Annotated in this window: 11 protein-coding genes; 6 read left to right on the top strand and 5 right to left on the bottom strand. The window is 72.5% G+C overall.

The genetic code is table 11. The features are described 5' to 3' along the window. Positions 1-49 precede the first annotated feature (49 nt). Positions 50-1,075 carry an MBL fold metallo-hydrolase gene (locus FRAEUI1C_RS08130; RefSeq protein ID WP_013422817.1) on the bottom strand — a complete coding sequence of 342 codons (1,026 nt, stop codon included), beginning with the start codon at positions 1,073-1,075 and terminating at the stop codon, positions 50-52. Between the two features lie 364 nt (positions 1,076-1,439). On the opposite strand from FRAEUI1C_RS08130, the gene FRAEUI1C_RS08125 reads away from it, so the two are divergent. Both FRAEUI1C_RS08125 and FRAEUI1C_RS08120 read left to right on the top strand, forming a co-directional pair. Next, the gene (locus tag FRAEUI1C_RS08125) at positions 1,440-2,201 is read left to right on the top strand and encodes a crotonase/enoyl-CoA hydratase family protein (RefSeq protein WP_013422816.1); all 762 of its coding nucleotides are present in this window, start codon (positions 1,440-1,442) and stop codon (positions 2,199-2,201) included. A 68-nt stretch (positions 2,202-2,269) separates the two neighbouring features. Further along, positions 2,270-3,148 (top strand): acyl-CoA thioesterase domain-containing protein, encoded by an 879-nt coding sequence (locus tag FRAEUI1C_RS08120; RefSeq protein ID WP_013422815.1) that lies wholly within the window; start codon positions 2,270-2,272, stop codon positions 3,146-3,148. Positions 3,149-3,181: 33 nt separating this feature from the next. Here FRAEUI1C_RS08120 and FRAEUI1C_RS08115 read toward each other — a convergent pair whose 3' ends face one another. The 3 genes from FRAEUI1C_RS08115 to FRAEUI1C_RS08105 all read right to left on the bottom strand — a co-directional run bounded on the left by FRAEUI1C_RS08115 (position 3,182) and on the right by FRAEUI1C_RS08105 (position 6,043). Then, a complete protein-coding gene (locus FRAEUI1C_RS08115) occupies positions 3,182-3,385 on the bottom strand; it encodes a type II toxin-antitoxin system TacA family antitoxin (protein ID WP_232425341.1) in 204 nt (67 codons plus the stop codon). Between the two features lie 77 nt (positions 3,386-3,462). After that, complete coding sequence (locus tag FRAEUI1C_RS08110; protein ID WP_013422814.1) at positions 3,463-5,205, bottom strand: proline--tRNA ligase; 1,743 nt, start codon at positions 5,203-5,205, stop codon at positions 3,463-3,465. Positions 5,206-5,806: 601 nt separating this feature from the next. Then, a complete protein-coding gene (locus tag FRAEUI1C_RS08105; RefSeq protein ID WP_232425340.1) occupies positions 5,807-6,043 on the bottom strand; it encodes a type II toxin-antitoxin system CcdA family antitoxin in 237 nt (78 codons plus the stop codon). A gap of 504 nt (positions 6,044-6,547) precedes the next feature. On the opposite strand from FRAEUI1C_RS08105, the gene FRAEUI1C_RS08095 reads away from it, so the two are divergent. From FRAEUI1C_RS08095 to FRAEUI1C_RS08080, 4 genes are all read left to right on the top strand, one after another. After that, a complete protein-coding gene (locus FRAEUI1C_RS08095) occupies positions 6,548-6,856 on the top strand; it encodes a MazF family transcriptional regulator (RefSeq protein ID WP_013422812.1) in 309 nt (102 codons plus the stop codon). A gap of 152 nt (positions 6,857-7,008) precedes the next feature. Further along, positions 7,009-8,658, top strand: a complete 1,650-nt coding sequence (locus tag FRAEUI1C_RS08090) for a carboxyl transferase domain-containing protein (RefSeq protein WP_013422811.1) — start codon at positions 7,009-7,011, stop codon at positions 8,656-8,658. Between the two features lie 21 nt (positions 8,659-8,679). Next, positions 8,680-10,836, top strand: a complete 2,157-nt coding sequence (locus FRAEUI1C_RS08085) for an acetyl/propionyl/methylcrotonyl-CoA carboxylase subunit alpha (protein ID WP_013422810.1) — start codon at positions 8,680-8,682, stop codon at positions 10,834-10,836. 49 nt (positions 10,837-10,885) lie between these two features. Then, positions 10,886-12,037, top strand: coding sequence for an acyl-CoA dehydrogenase family protein (locus FRAEUI1C_RS08080; RefSeq protein WP_013422809.1), 1,152 nt, complete (start codon positions 10,886-10,888; stop codon positions 12,035-12,037). Between the two features lie 13 nt (positions 12,038-12,050). Here FRAEUI1C_RS08080 and FRAEUI1C_RS08075 read toward each other — a convergent pair whose 3' ends face one another. Further along, complete coding sequence (locus FRAEUI1C_RS08075) at positions 12,051-17,072, bottom strand: diguanylate cyclase (RefSeq protein WP_041259039.1); 5,022 nt, start codon at positions 17,070-17,072, stop codon at positions 12,051-12,053. Positions 17,073-17,199: the final 127 nt, after the last annotated feature.

The following is a 17,199-nucleotide window of genomic DNA, read 5'->3' as shown; positions in this document are numbered from 1 at the left end:
CCGGCTTGTCGAGCTAGAACATAGTTCTAGCCGGTGGCTCGGCGCTCGCTCATTCGCCGACCAGCTGCCAGGTGGGCGGCTCGCCGTCGAGCTCGCGCAGGACGCCACGCTTCTGCAGTGCGCGCAGGTGAGCCATACCCTCGGCCAGAGCGGCGCGCTTCATGAATCCCTCGACCTCGTGCCACGGGCGTGACCAGGTCATCCGCTGGCAGATCTCCCAGGCCGTGACCGCCCCGCCGCGGATCGCCGTCACGATCTCACGGAACCGCTGCTCGTGGTGGCCACGCAGCTCAGCGAGCCGCCGGGACAGGTCCGGGATGCGGTACTCGTGCGCCGGCAGCACCTCGTCGGCCGGGTACTGCTCGACCTTGTCCAGCGAGCGCAGGAAGTCACCCAGCGGGTCGGCGCTCTCGGCCGCGGCGAACGGGATGTTCGGCGTGATCCGGGGCAGCACGTGGTCGCCGGCGAGCAGCAGCCGGTTGGCCGGCTCCCAGAAGCACAGGTGGCCGGGCGAGTGGCCGGGCGTCCAGATCGCGCGCAGGTCCCAGCCCGGGACGTCCGGGCGCTCGCCGTCCTCGATCAGCACGTCCGGCAGCGCTGGTTTCGCGATGGCGGACCGGGGCGGCAGGGCCGCGGTCATCGCGGCGATGTCGGCGGCGGGGACGCCGCCCCGGGTGAGCAGCCGGTTCATGCCGGCGAGCAGGTCGGCCGGCTCGCCGGTGAAGAACCGCAGCGCTGCCTCGTCGGCCGGGTGCAGCGCGACCCAGGCACCGGACTCGGTCCGCACCCGGTCGGCCAGGCCGTAGTGGTCGTGGTGCATGTGCGTCGCCAGGACGCCGCGGATGTCGCCGACCCGGTAGCCGGCGAGCGCGAGGCCGGCGCTCAGCGCGTCGTAGGCCTCCTCCGTGTCCCAGCCGGCGTCGACGATGTAGCCGCCGCTGTCGGTCTCGAACAGGTAGACGAAGACGTGGCGCAGGCCGAGCGACGGCAGCGGTACCGGGATGCTCCACAGGCCCGGCCGCAGCCGTTCGACCGGCGGCAGGTCCACACTCGGTGGCTGGGTCAGCGAGGTCATCCGGTCCTCCGGGCGGTCACGGCGGACCGGCCGCCTGGCTCGGCTCGCCCCCGAGCCGCGCCCTGGCTCCGGCGCGCCCCGCGCCGGCGGGCGCCCGTTGGTGCGGGGAGCCCCGGCCGGTTGATTGTTGATCCTTGGTAACTAATCTGCACCGTACTCTCGCGAAATCTCCCGGGGCTAGAGAACCGGAGTACTACCCTCCGCAACGTTGACCTGCACGAATCGGTCGGTATCGGCCCGTAGCGGGCCAACTGGTTGCGGCGGGCGGCAGGCCGGCGGTACGACGGAAGTGCGCCTGCTCAACCCGCCAACCCCACCGTGCCAGCCAACCCCGGTATGCCCGCCAACCCCGACGAGGAGGGGAATGTCCGACGAGGTGCTCGTCGAGACCGGTGGCGGGATCATGACGATCACGCTGAACCGGCCGCGGGCCAGGAACGCGATCACTCGGGCGCTCAGCGTGGGAGTCGGGGCGGCACTCGACGAGTTCGACGCCCGCGCCGACCTGACCGTCGCGATCCTCACCGGCGCGGGCGGGACGTTCTGCTCGGGCATGGACCTGCGCGCGTTCGTCCGCGGTGAGAGCCCGATGCTGCCCAAGGGCCTGGCCGGGATCACCGGGCAGCCACCGCGCAAGCCGGTGATCGCCGCCGTCGAGGGCTACGCGCTGGCCGGTGGCTTCGAGATCGCGCTCGCCTGCGACCTCATCACCGCGGCCGACGACGCGTCGTTCGGCCTGCCGGAGCCGAAGCGCGGGCTGATCGCCGGCGGTGGCGGCCTCTACCGGCTGCCGCGGCGCATCCCGTACAACGTCGCGATGCAACTCTGCCTCACCGGCGGTTTCCTCTCCGCCGTGGACGCGCACCGGTACGGGCTGGTCAACACTCTCACGCCGCCAGGCGGAGCTCTGGAGGCCGCGAAGGCGCTGGCTACCGAGATCGCGGCCAATGCTCCCAAGGCGGTCGAGCACACCAAGGCGATCGTCACCGCCTCGGCGGACTGGCCCACCGACCGGTGGGTCGAGCTGCAGGCGCCGATCTTCGAGGCGGCCATGCGCTCGAAGGACGCGATCGAGGGCTCCCTCGCGTTCACCGAGAAGCGCGCTCCCGTCTGGACCGGTGAATGAGCCGCGTCTCACGGCGACCGCCGACCACCGCCCGCCGGCCTGGCCTCAACTAGCGTGGAGCGCACGCCATGACGACGACAGAGCCCACTCCCCTGCCGACGGCCGCCGCGCCGGCCACGCGGACGGCCTATTTCCGGGCCGCCGACGACGGCACCTACCTGCCGAACGACGTCGCCGCCGGCGTCTGGGCGCCGAACTCGATCAGTGGCCGGATCCTGGGCGGCCTGGTGGCGCACGTCGTCGAGCGGGAGCAGGCGCGCCCCGGCTACCGGCTGGCCCGGCTGACCTGCGACATGTTCCGCACCCTCCCGTTCGCGCCGGTGTCCATCACGACCCGCGCGGTCCGCGAGGGCGGGCGGATCCGCGTGGCTGACGTGCTGCTTGAGCACGACGGGTCCCTGTTCGGCCGGGCGACCGCCGTCTTCCTGCGGCCGGGGTCGAACCCGCCCGGGGAGATCTGGCAGCCCGACCGCGGCGTCTGGCAGGCGCCCGACCCTGCTTCCCCGAACCCGAACCCGAATCCGATCAACCCCCGGATCGACGGCCGGCCGATGCTGCCCGGCGTGGTGCCACCGGACACCCCGCTCGGCCCGCACCGGACCGTCCAGCGCGGCGGCATGTGGGTCCGGGAACTGAGCCTGATCGTCGAGGACCGGCCGCTGACCGGGGTGGTCCGGGCCGCGATGCTGGCCGACATGACCAGCCCGATGACCCATCAGGGCACCGGCGGCATCCAGCACATCAACACCGACTGGACGCTGACGCTGGTCCGGGAGCCCGTCGGGGAGTTCCTCGGCGTCCTCGCCGAGGACCAGTTCGGCGCCGACGGCATCTCCTTCGGCCGGGCGACCATCCACGACGCCGCCGGCCTGCTCGGATCGTGCACCATCACCGCCCTGGCGAACCCCGGCCGCGCCGACCCAAACCGCTTCCCCCGCAACAGCTGACCAGCCGGCCCGGACCATCTGCCGAATCACCCCTCACTCGAAGAGCGGTTCCTCGGCGAACAGGCGTTCAAGTCGCGGTTTGCTGGCCGCTGGGCGATCCAGAACTGCGAGGAACTTGGCCCATGCTTCGTCCCCGACCGCGAGAAGCCGATGGTCGGCCACAGCGTCCTTGGCCCTGTCGACGGCCGCAGCCACAGTGACTTCGACGCCCGTCGTGCCTTCACCATTCGAGGGCACCGCCCGCCTCCCTACCGTCCCGACCGATCTACCTGTCGACTCCGACAGTAGTCGACCCGACAGCGCGGTCCAATGGTTCAGCTCGCGGTTCGGATTCCGTCGATGACGTTGGTCAGCTCGGTCAGGGCGACCTCGGTGACGGTGGAGCGGTCGCGGGTGCGCAGCTCGGCGATGCCCTCGGCGGCGCGGCGGCCGAGGACGACCTGGAACGGGGCGCCGATGAGGTCGGCGTCGGCGAACTTGACGCCGGCCGAGGCGCCCGACCGGTCGTCGACCAGCACCTCAAGGCCGACCCCGGCAAGCATGTCCGCGACCGAGCGGACCAGGTCCTCGTCGACTCTGCGGCCGAGCGGGATCACCTGGACGTCATAGGGCGCCAGCTCCGCCGGCCAGCGGATGCCGTGCTCGTCGTGGTGCTGCTCGATCACGACGGACATCAGCCGGCTGATCCCGATCCCGTAGCAGCCCATCAGCGCCGGGCGCTCGACACCAGCCGCGTCGAGGAACGTGGCCCCCAGCGGCACCGAGTACCTCGTGCCGAGCTGGAAAATATGACCGATCTCGACGGCCCGCTCCAGCGTCAGGGGACCGGAGTCATCCGGCGACGCGTCACCGGCGCGGACGTTGACCACGTCGGCGAACAGGTCCGCCTCGAAGTCCCGGCCCAGGTTGGCGCCGGTGAGGTGATAACCGGGCTCGTTCGCGCCGATGGTCCAGTCCCGCCCAGCGGCGACGTAATGATCCGCGACAATCCGGCTGACCCGGGACGCGAGGCCGTGGGGACCGACATACCCGCGCACCAGGCTCGGGTGCGCCTCGAAGTCGGCCACGTCCAGCAAAGCCGGCGTCGCCCCGAGCACCCGGGCGAGTTTCAGCTCGTTGATCTCCCGGTCGCCGGGGCACAGCACGGCCACGACCTCGCCGCGCTGAGCCGCGGGAACCTTGTACAGCAGGCATTTGAGGACCTGGCCGGGCGGCGTTCCCAGAAACGCGGCGACATCGTCGACGGTCTGTGCGCCGGGTGTGTGAACCCGGGTGAGCGACTGGGTGCCAGGCTCGACCGGTACCGGCACGGCGGCCGAGGCCGTCTCCAGATTGGCCGCGTACGTTCCATTCGGGGCGAACGCGACGAGGTCCTCGCCTATCTCCGTCGGCGCCATGAACTCCTGGTTGCGGCCACCGCCCATCTCACCGGCCTGCGCCTCGACGGCCCGGAACCGAAGGCCGCACCGGGTGAAGACCCGTTCGTAGGCGGCGTACATCTCCCGGTAGGTCTCGCGCAGCGAATCCTCGTCGGCGTGGAACGTGTACGCGTCCTTCATGACGAAATCCCGGGAACGGACCAGCCCGGACCGGGGCCGCAGCTCGTCGCGGTATTTCGTCTGGATCTGGAAGACGCGCAACGGCAGGTCACGGTGACCGCCGAGCTCGTTCGCGACCAGGCTGGTGATCAGCTCCTCGTGCGTCGGGCCGAGGCAGAACTCCGTGCCCTTGCGGTCGACGACGCGGAACATCAGGTCGCCGTAGTCGGCCCACCGGCCGCTGCGGTCCCACAGCTCGCGGGGCATCAGCGCCGGCATGAGCAGCTCCTGGCAGCCGGCGGCGGCCATCTCCTGCCGCACGACCGCCTCGATCCGGCGCAGCACCCGAAGCCCGAGCGGCAGGTAGCTGTAGATCCCGGAGGCGGCCTTGCGGACATAGCCGCCACGCACCAGCAGCCGGTGGTTGGCGGTCTCCGCGTCCGCCGGGTCCTCGCGCAATGTCCGGATGAACGTGCGCGAAAGGAGGTCGACGCGGGAAAGGGAAGCCTGAGCGGGCACGGGAGGAGACTCCATCGTCGCGGTGAGGCGCCATCGACGGACGACGCTTCGAGGGTGGCCACCGGACTGCGCGCGTCGTCACCCGACGCGTCGCCAGACGTCGCCGCCGGGCCACCCACGCAGGACGGCCCGGCTACAGCGGTCGGCGCTCCACCCTGACAACCCGCACTGAAGATCTCCTCGCCTCAACCCCGCCGGCGGCTTGACGCGCACTCGCGGGTCTTCAACGGTACCCGGCGAGCCTCGACGTCGGCCCTGGACTCGGCCCCGGTCGCCGTGCATCGAAGCAGCGCAGTTCGTGGGTGGCCTCTGCAAGACATCCATGCCAGATCGCATACCAAGACGACGATCTTCGGTCGATATTGAGCCGCCAGTCCCCCATGATCATAGACCACGTATGCATGAAGTTCGCGAATCGGACACAGAATGCCACTCTCCATACCCAATCCGCGATCTTCGCGTTGGAAGTCAAGGCGAGTCACCTGTGATCGCCAGTTTGGTATCGAACCGGCATCAGAGGCGGGGCAGATGAGACCGGGGCTCGGCCCAGCCCAGGTCCGAGCGACCTCGGACAAGGTCAGATGGCGATTACCTCGACCGGCTAGCTGGTGTGCGCGGTCAGGCGAATGACCCAGTCGCGCGCCTCGGCCGCCTCGTCAGGAGGGACCGGCCCCAGCTCGTTCTCGAGCTCGGCCAGGTAGGCGTCCAGCTCCGCACGCTTCGCCTGCCGTTCGAGTTCCTCGACGAGCGCCACGGCGGTGACGTGGGAGACGTTGAGGCCCGCGGCCGTGGCACGCGCGAGAAGCTCGTCCGGCACGGTGATGGTCACTCTGGCCATGGTCAGACCATAGGTATCACGAACGATCATCGCCACTCCTTCCACCAAGTGTCGTTCGCCAAGCGTTTGCTTGGACGACGCAACGGGGCCCGGCTACGCATTGACCGACGACTATGACACTGTCGACTCAGACAGCACCCCAGCCGAAGTCCCGGACAGCGCTGGCGTTGGCGCCGACCGTCCCTCGCCAACCTCTCGGCCTTTGCAAGCGGGTCATGCTGTCTATAGGTGCCAGCGTTCTGCCATGGCCCGCGTGATCACACTCCGACTGTCGGACGAGGCCTACGAGACCGTCAAACGGCATGCCGAGGCCGCGCAGACCTCGATGAACGCCTGGATCGAAGGCGTACTGGACGCCGAGGACATGCGGCGACGCTGCGCGGCCCACGGGGCCTGGGTGCGAGCGAACCCTTCGGTGTCGGCCTCCGCGCTCGCCTTCGTCGCGGCCAACCAGCGCGCGCTCGCCGACGCGGGCCTCCCGAACGTCGCAATCACCGCCGAGCGATGCCGCCGCGCCGCGGTGAGATCTGGGCGACGACCGGCGGGCCAACCTCGCCGCGGGTGTTGGTCATCAGTTCCACCGTCTACAACGAGATCGCCGACGAGCCGACCGTGCTCATCACTCTGATTGCTCAAAACGCGACCGCCGAAGGGTTCTGCGTACCTCTCGGCGAGGATCAGTGGGCGGTGCTGGGTCTCGTGACCTTCGTCGCCAAGGCCTCTCTGGACATCCGTGAGCGCCAGGTCGACGTCCAGACGCTGACCAACGTCAACAACATGCTTTTCAAGATCCTGGCTACTCCTGACCGTTGACCTGCCCAGTCCCGCTCATTCCAGAGCACGGCGAACCGAGCCGAGCGACCCGTGTCGGCGCGTCGGGGGCGCTCGCGCCGCTGGTGGTGTGACGTAGGCGCTGGCGGCCCGCAGAACTGGCGCGAGTGGTTAATGGGCGCTAACCTGGCGGCATGTTAGCGGCCACTAACCTGTCTCACCCGTTTGGGCCGGCGGCCGGGACGGTGCTCACGAGCAGCGTCGACGCGGACTCGGCGGAGGGCAAGGCGAACGCGGCCCGGCATGCGGAGCTGGTCGCGCAGTTGCGGGCCAAGCTCGACGGGGCGCGCAGCGGGCCGGAGTCGGCGGTGCGCCGGCACGTCGAGCGCGGCAAGCTGCTCCCCCGCGACCGGGTCGACGGGCTGCTCGACCGGGGCAGCCCGTTCCTGGAGCTGTCGCCGCTCGCCGCCGACGGGATGTACGACGGGGACGCGCCGGGGGCCGGGATCATCACCGGGATCGGGCGGGTCGCCGGCCGGGAGTGCGTGATCGTCGCCAACGACGCCACCGTCAAGGGCGGCACGTACTACCCGATGACGGTCAAGAAGCACCTGCGCGCGCAGGAGGTGGCGCTGCACAACCGGCTGCCCTGCGTCTACCTGGTCGACTCGGGCGGGGCCTTCCTGCCGCTGCAGGACGATGTCTTCCCGGACCGGGAGCACTTCGGCCGGATCTTCTTCAACCAGGCGACGATGTCGCGCCAGGACATCCCACAGATCGCGGCCGTGCTCGGCTCGTGCACGGCCGGCGGCGCGTACGTCCCGGCGATGAGCGACGAGGCGGTGATCGTCCGCGACCAGGGCACGATCTTCCTCGGCGGCCCGCCACTGGTGAAGGCCGCGACCGGCGAGGTCGTCTCCGCCGAGGAGCTGGGTGGCGGCCTGCTGCACTCGCGTACGTCCGGGGTGACCGACCATCTGGCCGAGGGCGACGCGGACGCGCTGCGGATCGTCCGCCAGATCGTCGGCGCCCTCGGGCCGCGGGCGCCGCGGCCGTGGGACGTCGTCCCGACCGAGCCGCCGGCCGTCGACCCGGAGACGCTCTACGCCGCGGTGCCGACCGACGCGAAGATCCCGTACGACGTCCGCGAGGTGATCGCGAGGCTGGTCGACGGGAGCCGGTTCGCCGAGTTCAAGGCGGAGTACGGCTCGACGCTGGTCTGCGGGACGGCCCACATCCACGGGCATCCGGTCGGGATCATCGCCAACAACGGGGTGCTGTTCTCCGAGTCCGCGCTCAAGGGCGCGCACTTCATCGAGCTGTGCGACGCCCGGTCGATCCCGCTGCTGTTCCTGCAGAACATCACCGGGTTCATGGTCGGCCGGGAGTACGAGGCGGGCGGGATCGCCAAGCACGGGGCGAAGATGGTGATGGCCGTCGCCTGTGCCCGGGTCCCGAAGTTCACCGTGGTGATCGGCGGTTCGTTCGGCGCGGGCAACTACTCGATGTGCGGGCGGGCGTACTCGCCCCGGTTCCTGTGGATGTGGCCGAACGCCCGGATCTCGGTGATGGGCGGCGACCAGGCCGCGGCCGTGCTGGCCACGATCCGCCGTGACCAGTTGGAGGCGAAGGGCCAGGACTGGCCGGTGGACGCCGAGGAGGCGTTCCGCCAGCCGATCCGGGACCAGTACGACGCCCAGGGCAGCCCCTACCACTCGACCGCCCGGCTCTGGGACGACGGCGTCATCGACCCGGCCGACACCCGGACCGTCGTCGGGCTCGCCCTTTCCGTCGCCGCCAACGCCCCGATCGACGATCGTGGCTACGGCGTCTTCCGGATGTAAGCAGGAGGAGAAACGCACTCGATGTTCGACACCGTGCTCGTCGCGAACCGGGGGGAGATCGCCGTCCGGGTCATCCGGAGCCTGCGGGCGCTGGGGATCCGGTCGGTCGCGGTCTACTCGGACGCCGACGCAGGCGCCCGGCACGTGCGGGAGGCGGATGTCGCGGTCCGGATCGGGCCGGCGCCCGCCCGCGAGTCGTACCTGAACACGACCGCCGTGCTCGCCGCCGCCTGGGCGACGGGGGCGCAGGCGATACACCCCGGCTACGGCTTCCTGTCGGAGAACGCGGCGTTCGCCGCGGCCTGCGCCGAGCAGGGGATCGTCTTCGTCGGGCCGCCGGCCCACGCCGTCGAGGTGATGGGCGACAAGATCACCGCGAAGAAGGCGATGGTGGCGGCCGGGGTGCCGGTCGTGCCCGGCCGGGCCGAGCCCGGCCTGGACGCGGCGGCGCTGGCGGAGGCGGCCGAGGAGATCGGGTTCCCGGTACTGCTCAAGCCGTCCGCCGGTGGCGGCGGCAAGGGCATGCGGATCGTGCGCGCGGCGGCCGAGATGGCCGACGCGGTGGCCTCGGCCCGCCGGGAGGCCGCGGGCGCGTTCGGCGACGACACACTGTTCCTCGAGCGCTACGTCGACAGTCCGCGCCACATCGAGGTCCAGGTCCTCGCCGACGCCCACGGCAACGTCATCCACCTCGGTGAGCGCGAGTGCTCGCTGCAGCGACGCCACCAGAAGATCATCGAAGAGGCGCCCTCGGCGCTGCTCACGGCGCTCCCCGACGGCGGTGCCGTGCGGGAGCGGATCGGCCAGGCCGCCGTCACCGCGGCGGCCGCGGTCGGCTACGTCGGTGCCGGGACCGTCGAGTTCATCGTCGCGGGCGACGAGCCCGAGACCTTCTACTTCCTGGAGATGAACACCCGCCTGCAGGTCGAGCACCCGGTGACCGAGCTCGTCACCGGCCTCGACCTGGTCGCCGAGCAGCTGCGGGTCGCCGCCGGCGAGCCGCTGCGGGTGCGCCAGCAGGACGTGACGCTCACCGGGCACGCGGTCGAGGCCCGCGTCTACGCGGAGGACCCGGGCCGGGGCTTCCTGCCGACCGGCGGCGAGATCCTGGCCCTGACCGAGCCGACGGGTGAGGGTGTCCGGGTCGACTCGGGCGTCGCCGCCGGCACGGTCGTCGGCTCGGACTACGACCCGATGCTGTCGAAGGTGATCGCCTGGGCGCCGGAGCGGGCCGGCGCGCTGCGCCGCCTGGACGCGGCGCTCGGGCACACCGTGCTGCTCGGCGTCACGACGAACATCGGCTTCCTGCGGACGCTGCTCGCGAACGGGGACGTGCGCGCGGGCCGGCTGGACACCGGCCTGGTGGAGCGTCATCTCGCCGAGCTGACGGCCGCCCCGGCGCCGGAGGGCACGGCGTCACAGGGCACGGCGTCACAGGGCACGGCGTCGGAGGGCACGGCGTCGGAGGGCTCAGCGGCGCCGGGCACGGCGTCGCGGGGCTCGGCCGAGAACACCTCGGCCGAAGTCGGCGGGGTCGGGCCGCCGGCGGACGCGCTCGCCGTCTACGGGTTGGCCCAGCTGCTGCGGCTGCAGCCGGCCGGTCCGGTCATCGACCCGTGGGACGTGCCGTCCGGCTGGCGGGTCGGCGAGGACACCTGGCTGCGCTGGACCCTCGACCTGGGTGCCGGCGCCCGGCCCAGCGTGGAGGTACGGGGCACGCCCGCGGCGGCGGCGGTGCGGATCGACGGGCGGGCGCCGATCGCCGCGGCCGCCCGCCGCGTCGAGAGCCCCGCCGGCACCGAGCTGCTCGTCACCCTCGACGGCGTCACGTCGCGCTGGCGGCTCGCCGACGGTCCGGACGGCACGCTGTGGGTCGGGGCCGGCGGCGCCGCCTGGCCGCTGGGCGAGTGGGTCCGCGAGCCGGGCGCGGTCGCGGCAGCGGCCGGCGACGGGCAGGCACGCAGCCCGATGCCCGGCACGGTGATCGCGGTCGACGTCGCGGCCGGGGACTCCGTCGCCGCCGGCCAGCGGCTCGCGGTCGTGGAGGCGATGAAGATGGAGCACGCGATCACGGCACCGGTCGCCGGACTGGTGAAGGACGTGCTGGTCGCCGTCGGCGCCCGGGTCGCCCTGGACGCACTGCTCGCCGTCGTCGAGCCGGTCGCCGACCCGACCTGACCAGCGAGAACACCAGAACATCCCTGGAAAAGCACGGAGGAGCGGACCGATGCCTGACACCCGGCTCACAGATGAGCAGGAGGCGCTGCGCAGGACCGTCGAGGAGTTCGCTCGGGAGGTCGTCGCGCCGGTCGCCGCCCACCACGACGAGACGAAGACGTTCCCCTACGCGGTCATCGACCAGATGGCCGACCTCGGGCTGTTCGGGCTGCCGTTCCCCGAGGAGTGGGGCGGCCAGGGCGGCGACTACTTCCTGCTGTGCCTGGCGATCGAGGAACTGGCCCGGGCCGACTCGTCGGTCGCGATCACACTGGAGGCCGGGGTCGGGCTCGGCGCGATGCCGATCTACCGGTTCGGCACCGAGGAGCAGCGCAAGGAGTGGCTGCCGCTGCTGGCCAGCGGCAAGGCGCTCGGCGCGTTCGGGCTGACGGAGCCGGGCGCTGGCTCCGACGCGGGCGGCACGCGGACCACGGCGAAGCTCGACGGCGACGAGTGGGTGATCAACGGCTCCAAGGCGTTCATCACGAACTCGGGCACCGACATCACCAGGGTCGTCACGGTCACCGCCGTCACCGGCCGGTCCGCGGCCGGCAAGCCGGAGATCTCCACCATCATCGTCCCGGTGCCGACGCCCGGCTTCACCGCCGAGCCGCCGTACTCGAAGGTCGGCTGGCACGCCTCCGACACCCACCCGCTGTCCTTCGCCGACGTGCGGGTGCCGGCGGCGAACCTGCTCGGCGAGCAGGGCCGTGGCTACGCGAACTTCCTGCGCATCCTGGACGAGGGCCGGATCGCGATCTCGGCGCTGTCGGTCGGCCTCGCGCAGGCGTGCGTCGACGAGTCGGTGAGGTACGCCAAGGAGCGCGAGGCGTTCGGCGTCCCGATCGGCAGGTACCAGGCGATCCAGTTCAAGATCGCCGAGATGGAGGCGCGGGCGCACGTCGCCAGGACCGCCTACTACGACGCCGCGGCCCGGATGCTCGCCGGCCTGCCGTTCAAGAAGGAGGCGGCGATCGCCAAGCTGTTCTCCTCCGAGGCCGCGGTCACGAACGCCCGCGAGGCGACGCAGATCTTCGGCGGCTACGGGTTCATGAACGAGTACCCGGTCGCCAGGCACTGGCGGGACGCCAAGATCCTGGAGATCGGCGAGGGAACCTCCGAGGTCCAGAAGATGCTCATCGCCCGCCACCTCGGGCTCTGACCCCGTCCGGCGGTCACGAATCCGCCACGCTGACGCGGCCCCGGCCGTCCCGCTTGGCCTGGTAGAGGGCCGCGTCGGCGAGGTCGATGAGCTTCGCCACCGAGCCGTCAGGGCCTGGTAGGACGGACGCGGCTCCGACGCTCACGGTGACGATGGCCTTCTGGGCCGACGGGTGCGGCTCGGCGAGCTCGGCGACCGCGTGGCACAGCCGCCCGGCCAGCCGGGTCGCGGTGTCCCGGTCCGAGTTCGGCATCACGATCGCGAACTCCTCGCCGCCGTAGCGGGCGGCCAGCTCGGTGTCGCGGACGTTCGCCCGCAGGCAGGCGGCGACCCGCTGCAGGCACCGGTCGCCGGCGGTGTGGCCGAAGCGGTCGTTGTAGCCCTTGAAGTGATCGACATCGATCATGGCGAGGCCCAGCGGGGTGTGCCGCTGCGCGGACCGGCCCCATTCGGAGTCGAGGACGTCCTCCAGCCGGCGGCGGTTGGCCAGACCGGTCAGCGGGTCGGTCACCGAGAGCTGCTCGAGCCGCTGGTTGGCGGCGGCGAGCTGGCGGGTCCGCTCGGTGACCTTGCGCTCCAGCGAGGCGTAGACGAGCGCGTTGTCCAACGAGACCGTCAGCTGCGCGGCGATCAGCATGATCCCCTCCAGGCGCTCGGTGGAGAACGCGCCGCGGATCATCCGGTTCTCCAGCAGCAGCATGGCCCGTAGCTCGCCGCGGATGAGGATCGGCACCGCCGACAGGGAGCAGCGGTCCAGGCCGGCGAAGTAGGGGTCGCGGCGGAACCGGTCGTCCTGGGTGGCGTCGGCGACGGCGACCGGCTCGTGGGTCCGCTCGGCGTACCGGACCACCGAGGACGGGACCAGTCCCCGCCGGCCGGCCGTCTCCAGCGGGACCACGGTGCCGGCGCCGTCCGGCACCGACCAGCGGCGACGGTCCTCGTCGCGCAGCAGCAGGTGGACGCCGGTCGCGCCGGTCATCTCGGACAGGATGCCCTCGACCCGGGCCCGCAGGCCCGCGATGCTGGTCTCGGAGCTGAGCGCCTGGGAGGCGGCGACGGCCCCGAGCAGGTCGATGGTGCCCGTCGCGAGCGTGGAGCGGCGGCCCATCACCTCCTCGTCCGACCCGCCGGCCCGCGGCGCACCGGCCGGCTCGGGGCACAGCGTCGGGTTCACCCAGTCAAGCTGGCTGACCTTCGCGGTCGCGCCCCACTGCACGTAGCGGCGCCGGGCGGCGGCGAGCAGCGATCGGCCCGCCTCACACATGCCATGGGCCAGGTAGAACCGCGCGGAGCGTTCGAGGATCAGGGCCTGGTGCCAGGGTCGGGACCGCGCGTGGCTGTCATGCTGGGCCAGGTCGAACGTGTACGCGGCCTGCTGGAAGTCGCCCGCGGCCCAGGCCCGCTCCGCCTCGACCAGGCGCAGCAGGTGCTGGAAGTTGGCCGGCGCTTCGGCGGCCCGGGCGGACAGCCACGCCACCAGGTCCGCGAGCTCCGCCAGCGCCGCGTCCCGCTCGCCGCCCTCCGTCGCCCTGGCCCGCGACGCCAGCGCCAGCGCACGCAGCACCCGGGCGATCGCCATCGAGTAGTTCGACCCGGTGGTGGAGCAGAACGGGAGCGCCGCCGCGGTGTGCCGGGCCAGGTCGGCCGGCTGGTCGAGGATGGCGGCGGCGATCGCCCGGGTGATGTGCATGTGGGCGACGGCCTGCGGGTTGCCCGCCAGCAGGGTCTCCCGGGTCAGCTCGTCGACCGTCGACTCGGCCACCTCGCCGCGCAGCACGCGGGCCAGCTGCCGGCACGACTGGAACGTCTCCTCGGCATGGGGGTTGCCCGTCCGCGCGGCGAGAGCGAGGGCCTCGTCGACCTGCGCCACGAACTCCTCCAGTGCCGGCGCGCAGTCCAGCAGGTTGTAGAGCAGCCCGAAGTAGTTCCAGCAGGCGTTCTGCAGGTGCCCGACCCGGATCAGGCCCGCCAGCACCCGCCGTGCCTCGGCCAGGTTGTCCTCCAGCGCGTCGAACCAGTGCCCGGCGCTCACGGCGTAGAGGAAACGCGCGTCCCAGAGCTCCGCCTCCCAGCCTTCCGCCTCCTCGGCACCGGCCCGCGCGACGTCGAGAATCCGCCGCATCACCCGGCCGGCGGTCGCGTAGTCACCTCGGCGCGTGATGAGCGCGCCGGCGATGTGGCCGGCCGGGAGCAGCAGCCTCGGGTCCGGCCCGTCCCGCGCCCAGATCCGCAGCACGTTCACGGCCAGCCAGACCATCATCGGCTGGTCGTAGAAGAAGGCCGTGGGCATCAGCCGGTTGACGACCCCGACCGCGCGCTGCCAGGCGTCGCCGTCGCCGGACCCGTGCACGTCGGCGGGCTCGTCCGTCTCGTCGATCCAGCGGTAGATCTCGGCGAACCCGCGGTCGATCTCCTCGTCGAGGTGGGCCGGATCCGGGACGGCCACGCCGAGCCGACGCAGCTGGCCGAGCCCGAGGGAGATCGCCTCCCGGCCGCGGCTGCGGTTGGTGAGGCTCATGACCTGCACGGCCGTGGCTGCCGAGCGCTGGGCCGGACACGCGCTGAGCCGGCAGATGGTCCTGAACTCGGCGTCGGCCTCGTCCAGCCGGCCCTGGCAGTACAGGGCGGCGTGCCGCTCGGTGCGCAGCCCGATCAGCCCCTCCAAGTCGGCTGGGTCGGCCAGCGGCACCGCGGCGGTCAGGAACCGTTCGGCCAGCACGTAGTCGCCCAGCACGACCGCCTCGACGGCCGCCCGCCGGAACAGCTCACCCATCCCCCGGCGCTCGTCGGCGGCGTGCACCGCGTCGGCCACCCGTAGGTACTGCTGCGCGGCCGCGTCGACGAACTCGGGCCGGCGGGCCAGCCGCCTGGCCAGCGCCAGCTCCGTGTCACGGCGCGCGGGCCCGGACACGCCGCCGAGCACCGATTCCCGCACCCGGTCGTGGTAGAAGCGCACGCTCTCCCGGTCCTCGGCCGCGGGCACCACCAGGCCGGCGGCCAGCGCGGGGGCGAGCCGCCGTCGGACGTCATCGGACGACAGGCCGACCGCGACCGCCAGCAGGTCAAGCTCCACCTGGCCGGCAAGGCAGGCCATCGCGACCAGCAGCGCGCGGGTGGCGGGTGGCAGCGTCGCCACGTGAGCGGTCAGCAGCGCGTCGACGTCGAACAGCTCGGCGCGGCGGCGGCGCAGCGCGGCCCGGTCCCACCGCCAGGTGCCGTCGTCCGCGGCCAGCACCCCGTCGTGACGCAGCGCGTTGATCAGTTCCACCGTCGCGTAGGGATTGCCGCGGGTGGCCGTCGCGACGAGCTCGGCCAGCTCGACGGCCGAGGCGGGCGGCAGGTTCAGCAGGTCGGTCAGCATCGCGGCCTGGCCCGTCGGCGCCAGCCCGCCCAGCCGCAGCTGGCGCGGTCTGATCCGCTGCGCTCCCCAGGCGGCCAGCAGCGGCGTCAGCGGATGTGACGGGTCCAGGGCGTCCTCTCGGTAGGCGCAGACCAGCAGCAGCCCTTCGATCGTCTCCGCGCCACTGAACACCTGGTCGACCAGGCCCAGCGGCGTCCGGCCGGCCCACTGCAGGTCGTCGATGAAGAACACCAGCGGCCGGTCCGGGCGCGCCACGGCGCGCAGGACCTCCAGAGCGGAGCGCTCCGCCCGCGCCTGGGTGGTCATCGGGTCGCCTGGCTCCGCCCGCACGCTCAGCAGGGCGCCGAGCTCGGGGACCACGGCGGCGGCGAGCCCGGCGGTGGCACCGAGCCGAGCCAGCAACCGGTCCCGCAGCTGCGTCAACGCGGCCTCGGGCTCGGCCAGCAGCAGCCGGCTCAGCCCCCGGAACGCGTTGCGGACGCCGTCGTACTCCTGGTCTCGGCGGTACTGGTCGAACTTGCCGGCGACGAACCAGCCGCCATGCGCCGCGACGATCGGGCGCAGCTCGGCGGCCAGCGAGGTCTTGCCGACGCCGGAGACCCCGGAGAGCAGCACCCCGCTGCACCGGCCCGCCATGACGTCGGCGAACGCCTGGCGCAGGTCGCCGATCTCCTCGTCGCGACCGACCAGGCGGGACGGCGTCAGTGGCCGCGCCGGGACGTCATGCCCGCCCGGACGAGCCACCCGGCCGCCGCGGCGCAGCTCGGCCAGGTCGTGCTCCAGCCCGTCCGCGCTCTGGTACCGGTCGTCGGGCTCCTTCTCCAGCAGGTGAAGGAGAATGCCGGACAGCTCTGACGACACCTTCGGGTTGCGCGTCGACGGCGGCGTGGGCACCCGCGCGCGATGGTCGTGCAGGACGCGCACGGGGTCGCCCGAGCCGAACGGCGGGGCACCGGTCGCCAGCTCGTACAACGTCGCCCCGAGGGCGTAGAGGTCGGCCCGCTGGTCGACGGGGCGCCCGGTCGGGCCGGTCAGCTCCGGCGCCAGATACGGCACGGTCCCGACGATCTCGCGGCGCCCCGAGAACATCGGCGGGGCGGACCGGACCTCGGAGGCCTCGACGACCGCCGCGAGCGCGAAGTCGATCAGATAGGGCAGGCTCCCCGTGCCGGCGCCGCCCGCGGTACGTCGCCTCGCGGCGCTCGGGTCCGCCGTCACGATGACGTTCGTGGGGTTCACGTCCCGGTGTACCACTCCCCTGCGGTGCATCCCCGCCAGGGCCTGGGCCAGCCGCTCGGCCAGCGCGAGCAGCTCGGCCGGGTCCAGCGGCAGGGTCCGTTCGGACAGGGCCACGCCGCCGACGTCCACCAACAGGATCGCGTCCGGCGACGCCGGCGCGCTGGCGCCGTCCCGCGCCAGCTGCGAGATCCCCGGCAGGCCGGCCAGCCGGTCGAGGATCTCCCGCTCATGCCGCAGCCGCCCCGGTGCGTCCGGCCCGAGCGGCTCCTTGCGGATCACCGGTCCCGTCGGGAGGACGAGACGGGAGATCCGGGTGCGCTCCGTCTCGTGGAGCAGCACGGTCTCCCGGAGCAGCACAGTGCGCGCCGTGCCCCGCGGCGCTGCTGCCCGCGCCGGTGTGGACGGCGGATCACGGCCCGGCGCTATGCCCCCCATCCGCCGGGCCCCAGCCCACGCCACGCACAGTTCACCCCTCCAGCGTGCCCGGCACCGCGGCTGCGCCAACCTCCTGGCGCCGCGGGGCCGGTCAGGCGCCCCCGCCCGGACCCGCCGGGGTCGCGTC

Source organism: Pseudofrankia inefficax, from assembly GCF_000166135.1.
Taxonomy (GTDB): domain Bacteria; phylum Actinomycetota; class Actinomycetes; order Frankiales; family Frankiaceae; genus Pseudofrankia; species Pseudofrankia inefficax.
This window is presented reverse-complemented; position numbering and strand designations above follow the sequence as displayed.

Excerpts from the sequence above, each read along its gene's own strand:
- FRAEUI1C_RS08130 (WP_013422817.1), bottom strand. The coding sequence starts at position 1,075 with ATGACCTCGCTGACCCAGCCACCGAGTGTGGACCTGCCGCCGGTCGAA.
- FRAEUI1C_RS08125 (WP_013422816.1), top strand. The coding sequence starts at position 1,440 with ATGTCCGACGAGGTGCTCGTCGAGACCGGTGGCGGGATCATGACGATC.
- FRAEUI1C_RS08120 (WP_013422815.1), top strand. The coding sequence starts at position 2,270 with ATGACGACGACAGAGCCCACTCCCCTGCCGACGGCCGCCGCGCCGGCC.
- FRAEUI1C_RS08105 (WP_232425340.1), bottom strand. The coding sequence starts at position 6,043 with ATGGCCAGAGTGACCATCACCGTGCCGGACGAGCTTCTCGCGCGTGCC.
- FRAEUI1C_RS08095 (WP_013422812.1), top strand. The coding sequence starts at position 6,548 with ATGCCGCCGCGCCGCGGTGAGATCTGGGCGACGACCGGCGGGCCAACC.
- FRAEUI1C_RS08090 (WP_013422811.1), top strand. The coding sequence starts at position 7,009 with ATGTTAGCGGCCACTAACCTGTCTCACCCGTTTGGGCCGGCGGCCGGG.
- FRAEUI1C_RS08085 (WP_013422810.1), top strand. The coding sequence starts at position 8,680 with ATGTTCGACACCGTGCTCGTCGCGAACCGGGGGGAGATCGCCGTCCGG.
- FRAEUI1C_RS08080 (WP_013422809.1), top strand. The coding sequence starts at position 10,886 with ATGCCTGACACCCGGCTCACAGATGAGCAGGAGGCGCTGCGCAGGACC.
- FRAEUI1C_RS08075 (WP_041259039.1), bottom strand. The coding sequence starts at position 17,072 with ATGGGGGGCATAGCGCCGGGCCGTGATCCGCCGTCCACACCGGCGCGG.